At 69.9% G+C, this 14,242-nt stretch carries 9 protein-coding genes; 4 read left to right on the top strand and 5 right to left on the bottom strand.

Annotation, left to right across the window (positions count from 1 at the left end):
- Nucleotides 1-5: 5 nt before the first annotated feature.
- On the bottom strand, nucleotides 6-4,940 hold the full coding sequence (locus ACFYOH_RS20075; protein ID WP_388627258.1) for an NAD-glutamate dehydrogenase: 4,935 nt from the start codon (nucleotides 4,938-4,940) through the stop codon (nucleotides 6-8).
- Nucleotides 4,941-5,608: 668 nt separating this feature from the next.
- Between ACFYOH_RS20075 and ACFYOH_RS20070 the strand changes: the two genes are divergently transcribed.
- Entirely contained in the window at nucleotides 5,609-6,175 is a 567-nt protein-coding gene (locus ACFYOH_RS20070) for a DJ-1/PfpI family protein (RefSeq protein WP_388627256.1), read from the top strand.
- A 230-nt stretch (nucleotides 6,176-6,405) separates the two neighbouring features.
- On the opposite strand, the gene ACFYOH_RS20065 is transcribed toward ACFYOH_RS20070, so the two are convergent.
- Both ACFYOH_RS20065 and ACFYOH_RS20060 read right to left on the bottom strand, forming a co-directional pair.
- Nucleotides 6,406-7,074 carry an HAD family hydrolase gene (locus ACFYOH_RS20065; RefSeq protein ID WP_388627254.1) on the bottom strand — a complete coding sequence of 223 codons (669 nt, stop codon included), beginning with the start codon at nucleotides 7,072-7,074 and terminating at the stop codon, nucleotides 6,406-6,408.
- Nucleotides 7,075-7,141: 67 nt separating this feature from the next.
- On the bottom strand, nucleotides 7,142-7,654 hold the full coding sequence (locus ACFYOH_RS20060) for a DUF6912 family protein (RefSeq protein WP_388627253.1): 513 nt from the start codon (nucleotides 7,652-7,654) through the stop codon (nucleotides 7,142-7,144).
- A gap of 328 nt (nucleotides 7,655-7,982) precedes the next feature.
- On the opposite strand from ACFYOH_RS20060, the gene ACFYOH_RS20055 reads away from it, so the two are divergent.
- Nucleotides 7,983-8,507, top strand: coding sequence for an Rv3235 family protein (locus ACFYOH_RS20055; RefSeq protein WP_388627251.1), 525 nt, complete (start codon nucleotides 7,983-7,985; stop codon nucleotides 8,505-8,507).
- A 68-nt stretch (nucleotides 8,508-8,575) separates the two neighbouring features.
- Here the strand turns inward: ACFYOH_RS20055 and secA are convergent, their stop codons facing one another.
- Complete coding sequence (gene secA / locus ACFYOH_RS20050) at nucleotides 8,576-11,386, bottom strand: preprotein translocase subunit SecA (protein ID WP_388627249.1); 2,811 nt, start codon at nucleotides 11,384-11,386, stop codon at nucleotides 8,576-8,578.
- A 263-nt stretch (nucleotides 11,387-11,649) separates the two neighbouring features.
- Here secA and ACFYOH_RS20045 point away from each other — a divergent pair, with 263 nt between their 5' ends.
- Both ACFYOH_RS20045 and ACFYOH_RS20040 read left to right on the top strand, forming a co-directional pair.
- Nucleotides 11,650-12,219: a GNAT family N-acetyltransferase gene (locus ACFYOH_RS20045; RefSeq protein ID WP_388627247.1), complete on the top strand. Its 570-nt coding sequence runs from the start codon at nucleotides 11,650-11,652 to the stop codon at nucleotides 12,217-12,219.
- Between the two features lie 52 nt (nucleotides 12,220-12,271).
- Nucleotides 12,272-13,447: a winged helix-turn-helix domain-containing protein gene (locus ACFYOH_RS20040; protein WP_388627246.1), complete on the top strand. Its 1,176-nt coding sequence runs from the start codon at nucleotides 12,272-12,274 to the stop codon at nucleotides 13,445-13,447.
- A gap of 3 nt (nucleotides 13,448-13,450) precedes the next feature.
- Here the strand turns inward: ACFYOH_RS20040 and ACFYOH_RS20035 are convergent, their stop codons facing one another.
- Nucleotides 13,451-14,197: a response regulator gene (locus ACFYOH_RS20035; protein ID WP_388627244.1), complete on the bottom strand. Its 747-nt coding sequence runs from the start codon at nucleotides 14,195-14,197 to the stop codon at nucleotides 13,451-13,453.
- Nucleotides 14,198-14,242: the final 45 nt, after the last annotated feature.

Raw genomic sequence — 14,242 nt, 5'->3', positions numbered from 1 at the left:
TACGGCTACGAGTGCGTGCGCAGCAGCGTCCGCATCGTCCGCATCGCCACCGACAGGTTGGCGAGGTCGAAGGTCTCCGAACCGCGGATCTCCTCCAGGGTGGTGCGCGCCCGGCTCAGGATGGGCGCGTTCTTCTGCTCCCAGGCCTTGAAGCGCTGCTCGGGAGTGGAGGTGCCGTTGCCGACCGCGAGGACGTCCGCGGTGAGCGCCGCGTGCGCCGCGTACAGGTCCTCGCGGATGGAGGCGCGGGCCATGGACTGCCAGCGGTCGGCACGGGGCAGCTCGATGATGCGGTCCATCAGCTGGGTGATGTTCAGCCGGTCGGCGAGGTCGTAGTAGATCTCGGCGACGTCGAGCGGCTCCTTGCCCATGCGGTCGGCCACGGACACGATGTCGAGCGTCGGGAAGGCGGAGGAGAACCCGGCCACGCGCGTGGCGAGTTCGTCCGGGACGCCGGCCGCGGACAGCTCGTCGTACACGTGCTGGTACCACTCCAGGTCCGCGCCGCGCAGCAGCTTCGGCAGCTCCTGCCAGACCCGCTCGACCCGCTCGGCGAAGAACCCGACCGTCTCGGCGAGCTGCAGCGGCTGCGGCCGGTTGTTGAGCAGCCAGCGTGTGCCGCGCTCGACGAGCCGGCGCGAGTGCAGCCGGATCCGGGTCTGGACGGCCGCGTCGACCTTGTTGTCCAGGTCCTCCACCGCGTCCCACACCGGGGCCGAGGAGAAGATCGTGCGGGCCGCGGTCTGGGCGCGGACGATCTCCTCCAGGGAGGCGCCGGTCTCCTCGCGCAGACGGTGCAGATACGTCGTACCGCCCGTGTTGACCGTGTCGTTGACCAGCACGGTCGTGGTGATCTCACGGCGCAGCGGGTGGTTGTCGACGGCGTCCGCGAACCGCTCGCGCAGCGCCGTCGGGAAGTAGGCGTGCAGCAGGCTGCGCAGGTACGGGTCGTCGGGCAGGGAGGTGGCCAGCAGCTCCTCGGCGACCGTGATCTTCGTGTACGCCAGGACGACGGCGGTCTCCGGGCTGGTCAGGCCCTGGCCCTGGCCGAGGCGCTCGCGGATCTGACGGTCGGTCGGCAGGAACTCCAGCGCCCGGTCCAGGTGGCCCTCACGCACCAGGTGGCGCAGGAACCGCTGCTGGGCGTGGAGCATGTCCTTGGCCTGGAACAGGGCGTTGGCCAGGGCGGTGTTCTGCGCGTAGTTGTTGCGCAGGACCAGCGCACCGACCTCGTCGGTCATCTCGGCGAGCAGCTTGTTGCGCTGCTTGACGGTCATGTCGCCGTCCGCGACCAGGCTGTTGAGCAGGATCTTGATGTTCACCTCGTGGTCGGAGGTGTCCACGCCGGCGCTGTTGTCGATCGCGTCGGTGTTGATCTTGCCGCCGTGCAGAGCGAACTCGATCCGGCCGAGCTGGGTCAGGCCCAGGTTGCCGCCCTCGCCGACGACCTTGACCCTGAGGTCCTTGCCGTCGACGCGGATGGCGTCGTTGGCCTTGTCGCCGACGTCCGCGTTCGACTCCGCCGACGCCTTCACGTACGTGCCGATGCCGCCGTTCCACAGCAGGTCCACCGGCGACTGCAGGATCGCCTTCATCAGGTCGGCCGGGGTCATCTTGGCGACCTTGCCCTCGATGCCGAGGGCCTCGCGGATGTGGCTGTTGACCGGGATCGACTTGGCGCTGCGCGGGAAGATCCCGCCGCCCGCCGACAGCAGCTCGGTGTTGTAGTCGGCCCAGCTGGAGCGGGGCAGCTCGAACAGGCGGCGGCGCTCGGCGTAGGAGGTGGCCGCGTCCGGGGTGGGGTCGATGAAGATGTGCCGGTGGTCGAAGGCGGCGACCAGGCGGATGTGCTCGGACAGCAGCATGCCGTTGCCGAACACGTCACCGGACATGTCACCGATGCCGACGACCGTGAAGTCCTCGGACTGCGTGTCCACGCCCAGCTCACGGAAGTGCCGCTTCACGGACTCCCAGGCGCCGCGCGCGGTGATGCCCATCCCCTTGTGGTCGTAGCCCGCGCTTCCTCCGGAGGCGAAGGCGTCGCCGAGCCAGAAGTTGTACTTCTCGGCGACCCCGTTGGCGATGTCCGAGAAGGTCGCGGTGCCCTTGTCGGCCGCGACGACCAGGTAGGTGTCGTCGCCGTCGTGCCGGACGACGTCCTGCGGCGGCACGACCTCGCCGGCGACCATGTTGTCGGTGATGTCGAGCAGCGCCGAGATGAACGTCTTGTAGCTGGCGATGCCCTCGGCCAGCCACGCGTCGCGGTCCTTGGCCGGGTCCGGCAGCTGCTTGGCGACGAAGCCGCCCTTGGCGCCGACCGGCACGATGACGGTGTTCTTCACCATCTGCGCCTTGACCAGGCCCAGGATCTCCGTGCGGAAGTCCTCACGGCGGTCGGACCAGCGCAGGCCACCCCGGGCGACCTTGCCGAAGCGCAGGTGCACGCCCTCGACCCGCGGCGAGTACACCCAGATCTCGTACGCCGGGCGGGGCGCCGGCAGGTCCGGGATGGCCTGCGGGTCGAACTTCATGGAGACGTAGTCGTGCGGCTTGCCGCCGTGCGCCTCCTGGAAGAAGTTTGTGCGCAGGGTCGCCTTGATGACGGTCAGGAAGGACCTGAGGATCCGGTCCTCGTCCAGGCTCGCCACCTGGTCCAGGGCCGCGTCCAGCTCCTCCAGCAGGGCATCCGTGATCTCCAGGCCGGCCTTCTGCCGGTCCGGCGACATCCGCGCCTCGAACAGCGAGACGAGGAGCCGGGTGGTGTGGACGTTGTTGCGGAGGGTGTCCTCCATGTAGTCCTGCGAGAAGGTCGAACCGGCCTGCCGCAGGTACTTGGCGTAGGCGCGCAGCACCATCGCCTGCCGCCAGGTCAGCCCGGCACGCAGCACCAGGGCGTTGAAGCCGTCGTTCTCCGCCTTGCCCGTCCAGGTGGCGGCGAAGGCCTCCTGGAAGCGCTCACGGGCGTCCTCGGCGAGGTGGTCGCCGCTGCCCGCCTTGGGCATGCGCAGACCGAAGTCGTAGATCCAGGCGGTGGTGCGGTCCGCACAGCGCAGCTCGTACGGCCGCTCGTCGGTGACCTCGACGCCGAGGCGGCTGAGCACCGGCAGCACGTGCGAGAGGGAGACGGTGCCGCCCTTCTGGTAGATCTTGAACCGGCGCTCCTCCGGCCCGGCGCCCACCGGCTCGTACAGGCTCAGGCTGAACGTCTTGTCCTCGCTGAGCTGCTCCAGGTGGACCAGGTCGGCGACCGCGGCGCGCGGGGTGTGGTCGGCCTTGTAGCCCTCGGGGAAGGCGTGGTTGTAGCGGCGCAGCACCTCGGCCGCGTGCTCCTCGCCGCACTCGGCGGTCAGCGCCTCGGCGAACGCGTCGGCCCAGGACCGGGCGGCCTCGACCAGACGGGCCTCGATGCGGTCCTTGTCCGCGTCCGACAGCTCGGGCAGCACGGTGCCCGGCGGGACGCGGACCACGAAGTGCAGCCGGGAGAGGATCGACTCGGTGTTCCAGGCGGTGAAGTCGACGCTGACGCCGCCGAGCTCCTCCTTCAGGATGTCGATGATCCGCAGCCGGACACCGGTGGTGTAGCGGTCGCGCGGGAGGTAGACGAGGGCCGAGTAGTAGCGGCCGTACTCGTCCTGGCGCAGGTAGAGCCGCAGACGCCGCCGCTCCTGCAGGTACAGGACGCTGGTCACGATGGACTGCAGCTCGGCGACGGGCGTCTGGAACAGCTCGTCGCGCGGGTAGGTCTCCAGGATCTGCAGCAGGTCGCGGCCGTCGTGGCTGTTGGGCGAGAACCCGGCGCGCTCCAGCACCTCGTCCACCTTGCGGCGGATGACGGGCACCCGGCGCACGGACTCGGTGTAGGCGGCGGAGGAGAACAGACCGAGGAAGCGCCGCTCGCCGACGACGTTCCCGTCCGCGTCGAACTTCTTGACGCCGATGTAGTCCAGGTACGACGGCCGGTGCACGGTGGCCCGGCTGTTGGCCTTGGTCAGCACGAGCAGCTTGTGTTCGCGGGCCTTGGCTCGGGCGTCGGCCGGCAGCCGCTCGAAGGAGGGGCTGACCGGGTGCTGCTCGTCCTCGGCGTGGTGCGGGTCCGAGCGCAGTATGCCGAGACCGGTGCCGGGCACGGCGGCGAGCGTGTCGTCCTCGCGCAGCTGGTACTCGCGGTAGCCGAGGAAGGTGAAGTGGTCGTCGGCGAGCCAGCGCAGCAGCTCGCGGGCCTCCGCGACCTCGGGCCGGGGCAGATCGCCCGGGACGGGCTCGCTCTCCAGGCCGTCGGCGATCCGGGCCGCCGACTCCCGCATCTTCTCCCAGTCCTCGACGGCCTCGCGCACGTCGGACAGCACGCGCAGCAGATCGGCGGTGATCTGCTTCAGGTCGGCGCGGTCGGTCTCCCGGTCGATCTCGACGTGGATCCAGGACTCGAAGTGCGCGTCGTGCGGCAGGTCACCGCCCGGTGGGGTCGGCAGGACCTCGATGAGCTTGCCGGTGAGGTCGCGCCGGACCACGAACTGCGGGTGGACGACGACATGGATGCCGCGCCCGCGCCGGGTCAGCTCATTGGTGACCGAGTCGACGAGGAAGGGCATGTCGTCGGTGACGACCTCCACGACCGAGTGGCTGCAGGTCCACCCGTTCTCCTCCACGGTCGGGGTGTGGACCCGCACGTTCGCCGTGCCCTGGGGGCGGTTCTCGGCGAGACGGTAGTGCGAGACCGCGGCGCCGAAAACGTCGACCGGGTCGCGGTCGGTGAGGTCTTCCGGGGCGGTGTGCAGGTAGTAGCGCTGGAGGAACGCGAGCATGGACTCGCTGTCCGGGGTGCCCGGGGAGCCCTCGCCCTTGGTCCCGGTCGGTAGGTGCCCCCCGACCGGGCTGTTCTCAGCTACCCGGGCGGCCCTCTCGAGCAGCTCGGCCTTGGCTTCGTCCAGCTTGGTCTGCATTGTCCTCTGACTCCTGTCGCGCGCCGTTGCGTGACGTAGAAGGAAGTACGGTCTCTTTCCCTCCGGCTCGACGCCACGGCCCGGGGTGTCCGGTCCGCTTCGACGCTATGCCGCGAGGTGAGATGAGCGGGGGGTATTCGGCCATTCTCGACACGCCCGTGGGGTGTGACGCTGCTCTCGGCGCCGCCGTGTCCAGGGTTGCCCTCGGCGTCCCGGGGGCTGCTGCGGCCCCGTCCCGCCCGCGAAGACCAGCGACCGCCGCCCGGTCACGGAGGTGTTCCGTGCAACCCGGGCGCAGGGCAGGAGCAGGATCGCCCCCGCGAGATATCGCGCTGATCACGCCACAAGGCTATCGCTCATTACCGGGGGCCCGTCATGAGCCGTATGTGTACAAAACCGAGGGGTGAAGTTTGACGTTCTGCACAGGGGTGGGTTGAGGGGCGGTGGCGTATCCGGCGAGGTGCCCGGTCGCGCCGGACGGTGCCTGACCGCACTCTGAGAGCAGAGCACCCTGCCACGAGGTGCGCTCCCGGCGCTCGGACGTGGGCCGGAACCGCGACGGCCCTCTTGGCAAGCACGCCCGGTGTTGGCACGTTGCCAGGGACAGTGAATCCCGCACAGGAGCACACAGGTAGTGCAGGAGCACCGGAGCACCCGGAGGAGCCGACATGCCCGCGAAGATCCTGATCGTCACCGGCGACGCGGCGGAGTCCCTGGAAGTCCTCTACCCGTACCAGCGCCTGCGCGAGGAAGGCTACGAGGTCCATATCGCGGCCCCCTCCCGCAAGACCCTCCGATTCGTCGTCCACGACTTCGAACCCGGCTACGACACCTACACCGAGAAGCCCGGCTACACCTGGCCCGCCGACCTGGCCTTCGCCGACGTGGACCCGGGCGAGTACGCGGCCCTCGTCATCCCCGGCGGCCGGGCCCCCGAGTATCTGCGCAACGACCCCGAGCTCCGCAAGATCCTCAAGGCGTTCTTCGACTCCGACCGGCCGGTCGCCCAGATCTGCCACGGCCCGCTGCTCACCGCGGCGATCGACAGCCTGCGCGGCCGCCGAGTCACGGCGTATCCCGCGCTGGAGCCCGACATGCAGGCAGCCGGGGCGAGCTTCCAGGACACCGAAGCCGTGGTCGACGGCACCCTGGTCTCCTCCCGAGCCTGGCCCGACCACCCGACCTGGATGCGCGAGTTCCTCAAGATCCTGCGCTCCAAGACACCGGCGAGCTGAGGGGCTGCGCGGCTTCGCAGCCGCGGCAGTCGTGTGCCACCGGGCCGACGCACCTGCGTGGCTCGGGCAGTCGTGCCGCTGGGCGGCACGGGTGGGCGCAGCCGCACCCCGCCGGCGCGGCAAGCGAAACACCCGTCGCCCAGCGGCGGCACCCTGCGCCCTGCGCCCCGCCGGCGCCGGCAAGCGAACCCACCCCGCCACCGCACAGAGCACCGCCACCGCACCCGCGGCTACGCCGCTATTCGCTGCGCTTCCTCCACCGCCTCGGCCAGCGTGTCCACCACCGGCACCCCCACTTCCTCGAGACTGGCCCGGCTGTGCGACCCCCCGGTGTACAGCACGGCCCGCGCCCCCACCCACCGCGCCGCGACCGCGTCATCCGCCGCGTCCCCGATCACCACGGTCCGCGCAGGCTCCACGACCCCGTCCAGCGCCTCCAGATGCCGCACCATGTGTTCGGCCTTGCTCCCCCCGGACGGCCCCGTACGCCCCTCGACCCGCAGAAAGTGCGCCTCGATCCCGAACCCGCGCACCAGCGGCACCAGTTCCTCGTGCACATACATGCTCAGCAGCGACTGGCTGTGCCCCGCCGACCGCCACCCCGCGAGCAGCTGCTCCGCGCCCTCGGCCAGACCACACCGCGCCCGGTGCTCGGCGTAGTACCGGTGGAAGACCCCGTCCATCAGCTCCCACTCGGCATCGGTCGGCAGCCGTCCGATCAAGCGCTCGTAGAACTTCGGCACCGGCACGCAGTACAGCGACCGGTACTGCTCCAGCGTGATCGGTTCGAGGCCCAGCTCGGCGAAGGCCGCGTTCGTCGCCCCGATGATCGCGTCATTGTCGTGGAACAACGTGCCGTTCCAGTCCCAGACGATGTGCGAACTCCCCTTCATCCCCATGCCAGAAACCGTACCCGCCCCCACTGACAACGAGGCCGGCCGGTGAATCCGCCCAGGTCGGATCGGGTCAGGCGAGTCCGACGAGGTTGGGAATCTCCTGCGAGGCGTACCACAGCAGCTCATGATCGTCCGCGCCGTCCACCACGAACTGCGCGTCGTCGTCCCCACCGTCGGCCGCCTCCAGCGCCTCAGCCGCAGCGGCCACGTCCTGCTCCGCGTCATCGGCGTCGACATGCACCGCGGCCGCCTTGGCGAGCGGCACGGACACCGTCACGGTCACCTCGCCGAGGGCGGACGGGTCCAGCCCACGGTCCGGGTCGACGCTCGCGGCGCCGTCGGCCACGTCCACCGCGACCACGACCCGGCGCCGTACCGCACCCCGGTCCACAGCCAGCAGCCGCAGGGAGGCCAGCGCGGCCCGGCTGAGCGCCGCGTACTCCAGCTCCTCGATGTCCTCGGAGAGGTACCACTCGCGCAGCGCGGGCGTGACGGCGTACGCCAGGAACGGGCCGCTCCCCAGCTCGCCCGTCTTGTGCGCCTCGGCGAGACCGGGGAGGGTCAGGGGGACGTAGACGCGCATGCTGGCCGCTCTTTCCTGCTCAAAGGCTCCGCTGAGGCCCCGGGAAGGCCGGTTGCCGCGTCTCCCGAGGGCCTACAGGATACGTGCGCCGGTCCCCTTTCGGGTCTGTGCCCAGGCCGCGGGAGCCGTCCATTCCAGGCCTCGGATTCACCCGGTACACCCGCCACACCTGGCGGTCCGGCGCGCCCCGCACCCCTCGGATAGGTGAACCTTCCCGCACCTTCCGAGCCCTCCCCGCCCTGCTTGCCACCCCGCCAGCCGCCCCCGTACAAGATCCCCACCAGCTGGTTACCGCCCGGTATCACCGGGCCCGCCGAACGGGGATCCCATGAACAAGGTCATGAGCCGCACCGCGCCCCAGACGACGTACCGCGCGCCGCACCCGCGCCACCGCCCGCCGACCCGGCACGACACCCGCCGCCCGGGCGGCGCCCCACCCCGGAAGCCGTCGATCAGGGGCAGGCATGCCATGCCACCGGCCGCGCCCCGAAACGCCGATACGGCCCGCACAGCGCCGGAGACAGTCCTGCCCCCGGTACGCCCCACCGACCTCTTCGCCGACCGTCTGCTGGCCGTCCTGAGCGGTCAGCGGCCCGTCCACTGGATGCTCCGCCACACCGCCGGCCGCGCCTACGACGACCTGACCCGCCTCGCCGAACGCAGCCCCCTGCGCACCCGCGGAGCCCGCCCCGTCGTCCACGACATCGGCTACTACGTCCCCAGCGAGGGCGCCCTGGAGGTCTTCGCCCGCATCGCCGCCGGCAACCAGCTGCGCGCCCTCGCCTTCCGCCTGGAACGCGGCCACGACCTCCGCTGGCGCTGCACAGCAGTGGAGACCGGCCCCCGCCCCTAGCAGCAGAAGGGCCGGGTTCCCAAAGGAACCCGGCCCTTCACACACGGCTGAAGCGCCGCGGGCAACCGCTACTTCTTACGGCGCCGCCCGCCCTTGGCCTGCCGCCGCCGCTCCGCCCGCGTCAGCCCGTCCGCCTCGGACCGCACCGGCTCGTCGTCCTCCAGGTCGCGCTCCACGATGCCGCCCTCACCGTCGACGGTCGGCGCCGAGAAGTGCAGATCCCTCCGCTGCGGAACGTCCAGCCCCTTCGCGCGGATCTCCGGACGCGCCCCGGCCTGCGCCGGAACCGTCTCCGGAACACCTTCGCCGACCGGCTCCGCGGCCTCGACCGGGACCTCCTCGACCTGCTGCTCGACCTGGACCTCCAGGTTGAACAGATAGCCGACGGACTCCTCCTTGATGCCGTCCATCATCGCGGTGAACATGTCGAAGCCCTCACGCTGGTACTCGACCAGCGGGTCCTTCTGCGCCATCGCGCGCAGGCCGATGCCCTCCTGGAGGTAGTCCATCTCGTAGAGGTGCTCGCGCCACTTGCGGTCGAGGACCGACAGCACGACCCGGCGCTCCAGCTCACGCATGATCTCGGAGCCGAGCTGCGCCTCCCGGGCCTCGTACTGCTCGTGGATGTCGTCCTTGATGGACTCGGAGATGAACTCCGCGGTCAGACCGGCCCGGTCGCCGGCGGCGTCCTCCAGCTCCTCGATGGTGACCTTCACCGGGTAGAGCTGCTTGAACGCGCCCCACAGCCGGTCCAGGTCCCAGTCCTCGGGGAAGCCCTCGGAGGTCTCCGCGTGGATGTACGCGTCGATCGTGTCGTCCATGAAGTGCTGGACCTGCTCGTGCAGGTCCTCGCCCTCCAGCACGCGCCGGCGCTCGCCGTAGATGACCTCGCGCTGCCGGTTGAGGACCTCGTCGTACTTCAGAACGTTCTTACGGGTCTCGAAGTTCTGCTGCTCGACCTGCGACTGCGCGGACGCGATCGCGCGCGTGACCATCTTGTTCTCGATCGGCACGTCGTCCGGCACGTTGGCCATGGACATCACGCGCTCGACCATCTGGGCCTTGAACAGGCGCATCAGGTCGTCGCCGAGGGAGAGGTAGAAGCGGGACTCGCCCGGGTCGCCCTGACGGCCGGAACGACCGCGCAGCTGGTTGTCGATACGCCGGGACTCGTGCCGCTCGGTGCCGAGGACGTAGAGGCCGCCGAGCTCCTCGACCTCCTCCTTCTCGGCCTTGACGGCCTGCTCGGCCTTCTCCAGCGCGGCGGGCAGGGCCGCGGCCCACTCCTCGATGTGCTCCTCGGGGTCGAGGCCGCGCTGGCGCAGCTCCGCCTCGGCGAGGTCCTCGGGGTTGCCGCCGAGCTTGATGTCCGTACCACGACCGGCCATGTTGGTGGCCACGGTCACCGCGCCCTTGCGGCCGGCCTGCGCGACGATCGACGCCTCGCGCTCGTGGTGCTTGGCGTTCAGCACCTCGTGCTGGATGCCGCGCTTGCTGAGCTGCTGCGAGAGGTACTCCGACTTCTCGACGGACGTCGTGCCGACGAGGATCGGCTGGCCCTTCTCGTGCTTCTCGGCGATGTCGTCGACGACCGCCTCGAACTTGGCGACCTCGGTGCGGTAGATCAGGTCCGACTGGTCCTTGCGGACCATGGGCCTGTTGGTCGGGATCGGGACGACGCCGAGCTTGTAGATCTGGTGGAACTCGGCGGCCTCGGTCATCGCCGTTCCGGTCATGCCGGACAGCTTCGAGTAGAGGCGGAAGAAGTTCTGCAGGGTGATCGTGGCGAGCGTCTGGTTCTCGTCCTTGATGTCCACCCCTTCCTTCGCCTCGATCGCCTGGTGCATGCCCTCGTTGTAGCGGCGGCCGGCGAGGATACGGCCGGTGTGCTCGTCGACGATCATGACTTCGCCGTCGAGGACGACGTAGTCCTTGTCGCGCTTGAAGAGTTCCTTGGCCTTGATGGCGTTGTTCAGGTAACCCACGAGCGGGGTGTTCACCGACTCGTAGAGGTTGTCGATGCCCAGCCAGTCCTCGACCTTGCTGACGCCGGCCTCGTGGATGGCGACCGTGCGCTTCTTCTCGTCGACGTCGTAGTCGCCGGTCTCCTCCATGCCCTTCAGCGGGTTGCCCGCCTCGCCCCTCTTCAGGCGGGTGACCAGCTTGGCGAAGTCGCCGTACCACTTGGTGGCCTGGTCGGCCGGGCCCGAGATGATCAGCGGCGTACGGGCCTCGTCGACGAGGATGGAGTCGACCTCGTCGACGATGGCGAAGTTGTGTCCGCGCTGGACGAGCTCGTCCTTGGACCACGCCATGTTGTCGCGCAGGTAGTCGAAGCCGAACTCGTTGTTCGTGCCGTAGGTGATGTCGCAGTGGTACTGCTCGCGGCGCTGCGCCGGGGTCATGCTGGCGAGGATGCAGCCGACACTCAGGCCCAGGAACTTGTGGACGCGGCCCATCATCTCGGAGTCGCGCTCGGCCAGGTAGTCGTTGACCGTGACGATGTGGACGCCCTCGCCGGACAGGGCGTTCAGATACGCGGGCAGGGTGCCGACGAGGGTTTTGCCCTCACCGGTCTTCATCTCGGCCACATAGCCGAGGTGGAGGGCGGCGCCACCCATCAGCTGCACGTCGTAGTGCCGCTGGCCGAGGACGCGCTTGGCGGCCTCGCGCACGGTGGCGAAGGCCTCGGGGAGCAGGTCGTCCAGGCTCTCACCATCGGCGTACCGCTGCTTGTACTCATCGGTGAGGGCCCGCAGCTCGGCGTCGGAGAGGTTCACGAAGTCCTCTTCGATGGAGTTGACCTGGTCCGCGATGCGGTGCAGCTTGCGCAGGATCTTGCCTTCGCCTGCACGCATGATCTTCGAGAGGACGGACACGGGGGTTTGTCTCCTTGCCGGTCGGGCCTGGGACGGTCGGTTTCCATTTGACGTACTGAGCAACGGCCATCGTATGCGAGACCCCGGCTGGGCCGGGAGGCCTGGCGGTGCGACGGCTGCTTCGTGGCTGCTTCATCCCGGACAACGGACGGGCCCCACGGATAGTGCCGCATCCGCGCGAGGAATTGCGCGAACTGTGATCACGCGCTCACATATAGCGAAAACCGATGGCCTGGCCGCGTATCGCCGAGCACAATCAGCCGATGGAACCCGTCACACTCACCACCGACCGCCTGATCCTGCGCACGGTCGGCCCGCACGACACCCAGGCGGTCCACGACGCCGCGCAGGACCCCGAGATCCAGCGCTGGACCACGGTGCCCTCGCCGTATCTGCCCGAGCACGCGAGCGGCTTCACCGAGCAGCTGGTGCCCGACGGCTGGGCGGAGGGTTCGATGTTCACCTTCGGTGTGTTCCTCACCGGTGGGGAACTCGCCGGCATGCTCGGTCTCACCATGCGTTCGCTCGGCGTGGCGGAGGTCGGCTTCTGGGCGGCCAAGGAGCACCGCGGCCACGGTTACGTCACCGAGGCCACGCTCACCGCCTGCCGGTGGATCTTCACCGAGGTCGGCGTCGACCGGGTCGAATGGCGCGCCGAGGTCGGCAACCGCGCCTCCCGAGCGGTGGCGGAGCGTGCGGGGTTCACCATCGAGGGCACCCTGCGCTCCGCGCTCAACAACAAGGGAGTGCGCCGGGACTGCTGGGTCGGCTCCCTGCTCCCCTCGGACCTGGGGCTGCCGTCCACGGCGCCGTACCTGCCCGCCCGCGGCTAGCGAAGCCGCAGCTCACCGCGGACTGTCAGTGGCACCCTCTATCGTCCGGGCCATGACGACCCTTCCGCGCCCGACCACCACTCTCACCGCGGACGACGCCCGCCGTATCGCCCTGCGGGCCCAGGGCTTCCTCGGCGCGCCCGACCGGCGGGCCGGAGTCCGCGGCGTGCTGCGCCACCTCGGCGCGGTCCAGCTCGACACGATCTCGGTTCTCGCCCGCTCCCACGAACTCGTGCCGTACGCCCGCCTCGGCGCGGTCGGCCGCAAGACGGTCGAGGCCGCCTACTGGACGGGCACCCACGCCTTCGAGTACTGGTCGCACGCGGCGTGCATCCTGCCCGTCGAGGAGTGGCCGCACTTCGCCTTCCGCCGCCGCGCCTACCGCAACCGCCCGCACTGGAACCACGAGCTGCCCGAGGGTGTCTACGACCTGGTCATCAAGCAGTTGCGCACGGAAGGCCCGCTGACCTCCACGGAGCTGGGCGGCGCGAAGAAGACGAGCGACTGGTGGGACTGGTCGGGAACCAAGGTCGCGGTGGAGCGCGCGCTCATGTACGGCGAGGTGGTGTGCGTCGAGCGGCGCGGCTGGAAGCGGGTGTACGACCTCGCCGAGCGCGCGGTCCCGGAGGCGCTGCTGCACGACGAACTGGACGACACCGAGTGCCTGCGCCGGCTGGTCCGGCTGGCCGGCGAGTCCCTCGGTGTCGGCACGCGCGCGGACATCGCCGACTACCACCGCCTCAAGGGCGAGCAGGTCGACGCGGTGATCGCCGACTCGGGTCTGGTGCCGGTCGAGGTCGAGGGCTGGGGGAAGCCGGCCTGGGCCGATCCGGCGGCCCTGGCGACTCCGCCGCGCGGCCGGCACCGCACCACCCTGCTGTCGCCGTTCGACTCGCTGATCTGGGAGCGGGCGCGCACGGAGCGGATCTTCGGCTTCACCCACCGGCTGGAGGCGTACGTGCCCAAGCCGAAGCGGGTCCACGGCTACTTCGCGATGCCGGTGCTCGCGGGCGGCCGGCTCATCGGGCGGGTGGATCCGGCGCGCGAGGGCCGCACGCTGGTGGCCAGGCAGGTCACCCTGGACGGCCCGAAGGCGGTCCCTGCGGTCGCCGAGGCCCTGGTCGAGGCGGCGACCTGGGTGAACTGCACGGACGTCCGGGTGGAGCGGGTGGACGCGCCCGGTCTGCGCGGGCCCCTGACGAGGGAACTCGCCGGCCTGCTCGGGTAGGCGCTAGCGGATCTCGAGGATCTTCTCCCGCATCGCGTAGACCACGGCTTCCATCCTGGAGTGCAGCTGGAGCTTCTCCAGGATGTTGCGGACGTGGTTCTTCACGGTGTTCTCGGAGATGAACAGCTCCTTGGCGATGTCCCGGTTGTTCATCCCGGTGGCGACGAGCTTGAGCACCTCCAGTTCCCGGTCGGTCAGCCGCGGCGCGGGCACCAGCCGGCGCTCGTCGGTGCGCTGGATCATCGACTTGAACTCGGTGAGGAGCTTGGACGCCATGGACGGGCTGATCTGCGACTGGCCGTCGGCCACCGCGCGAATGGCGGTCGCCACCTCGTCCGTGGAGATCTCCTTGAGAAGGTACCCGGTCGCGCCCGCCTTGATCGCGTCGTAGAGGTCGGCCTCCTCGTCGCTGATCGTCAGCATGATGATCTTGGCGCTGGGGGCGACCTCCTTGATGGAGGTGCAGGCCTCGATCCCGCCGCGCTTGGGCATGCGGACGTCCATCAGCACGATGTCGGGCAGCAGATCGGCGGCCTTGTCCACGGCCTCGGCCCCGTCACCGGCCTCGCCGACGACCTGGATGTCCTCCTCGGCCGCGAGCACGATCTCCAGGCCGCGCCGGAAGAGGGCGTGGTCGTCCACGACCAGGACCCTGATCGGCTCCGCGCGAACGGAGCCCGCATCCGTGCCCATGCCGATGACACCGTCGTCACCATCCTCGTCCCGCATCGGTCCGAAGGTGTCCGCCATCGTTCCTCCCCCTGAAGGCTGTGGCCTGTGGTCCTGTGCCATCGC

The organism is Streptomyces sp. NPDC007856, from assembly GCF_042868225.1.
Classification (GTDB): domain Bacteria; phylum Actinomycetota; class Actinomycetes; order Streptomycetales; family Streptomycetaceae; genus Streptomyces.
Note: the sequence above shows the minus strand (reverse complement) of the source record. Positions and strands in the feature narration are given on the sequence as shown.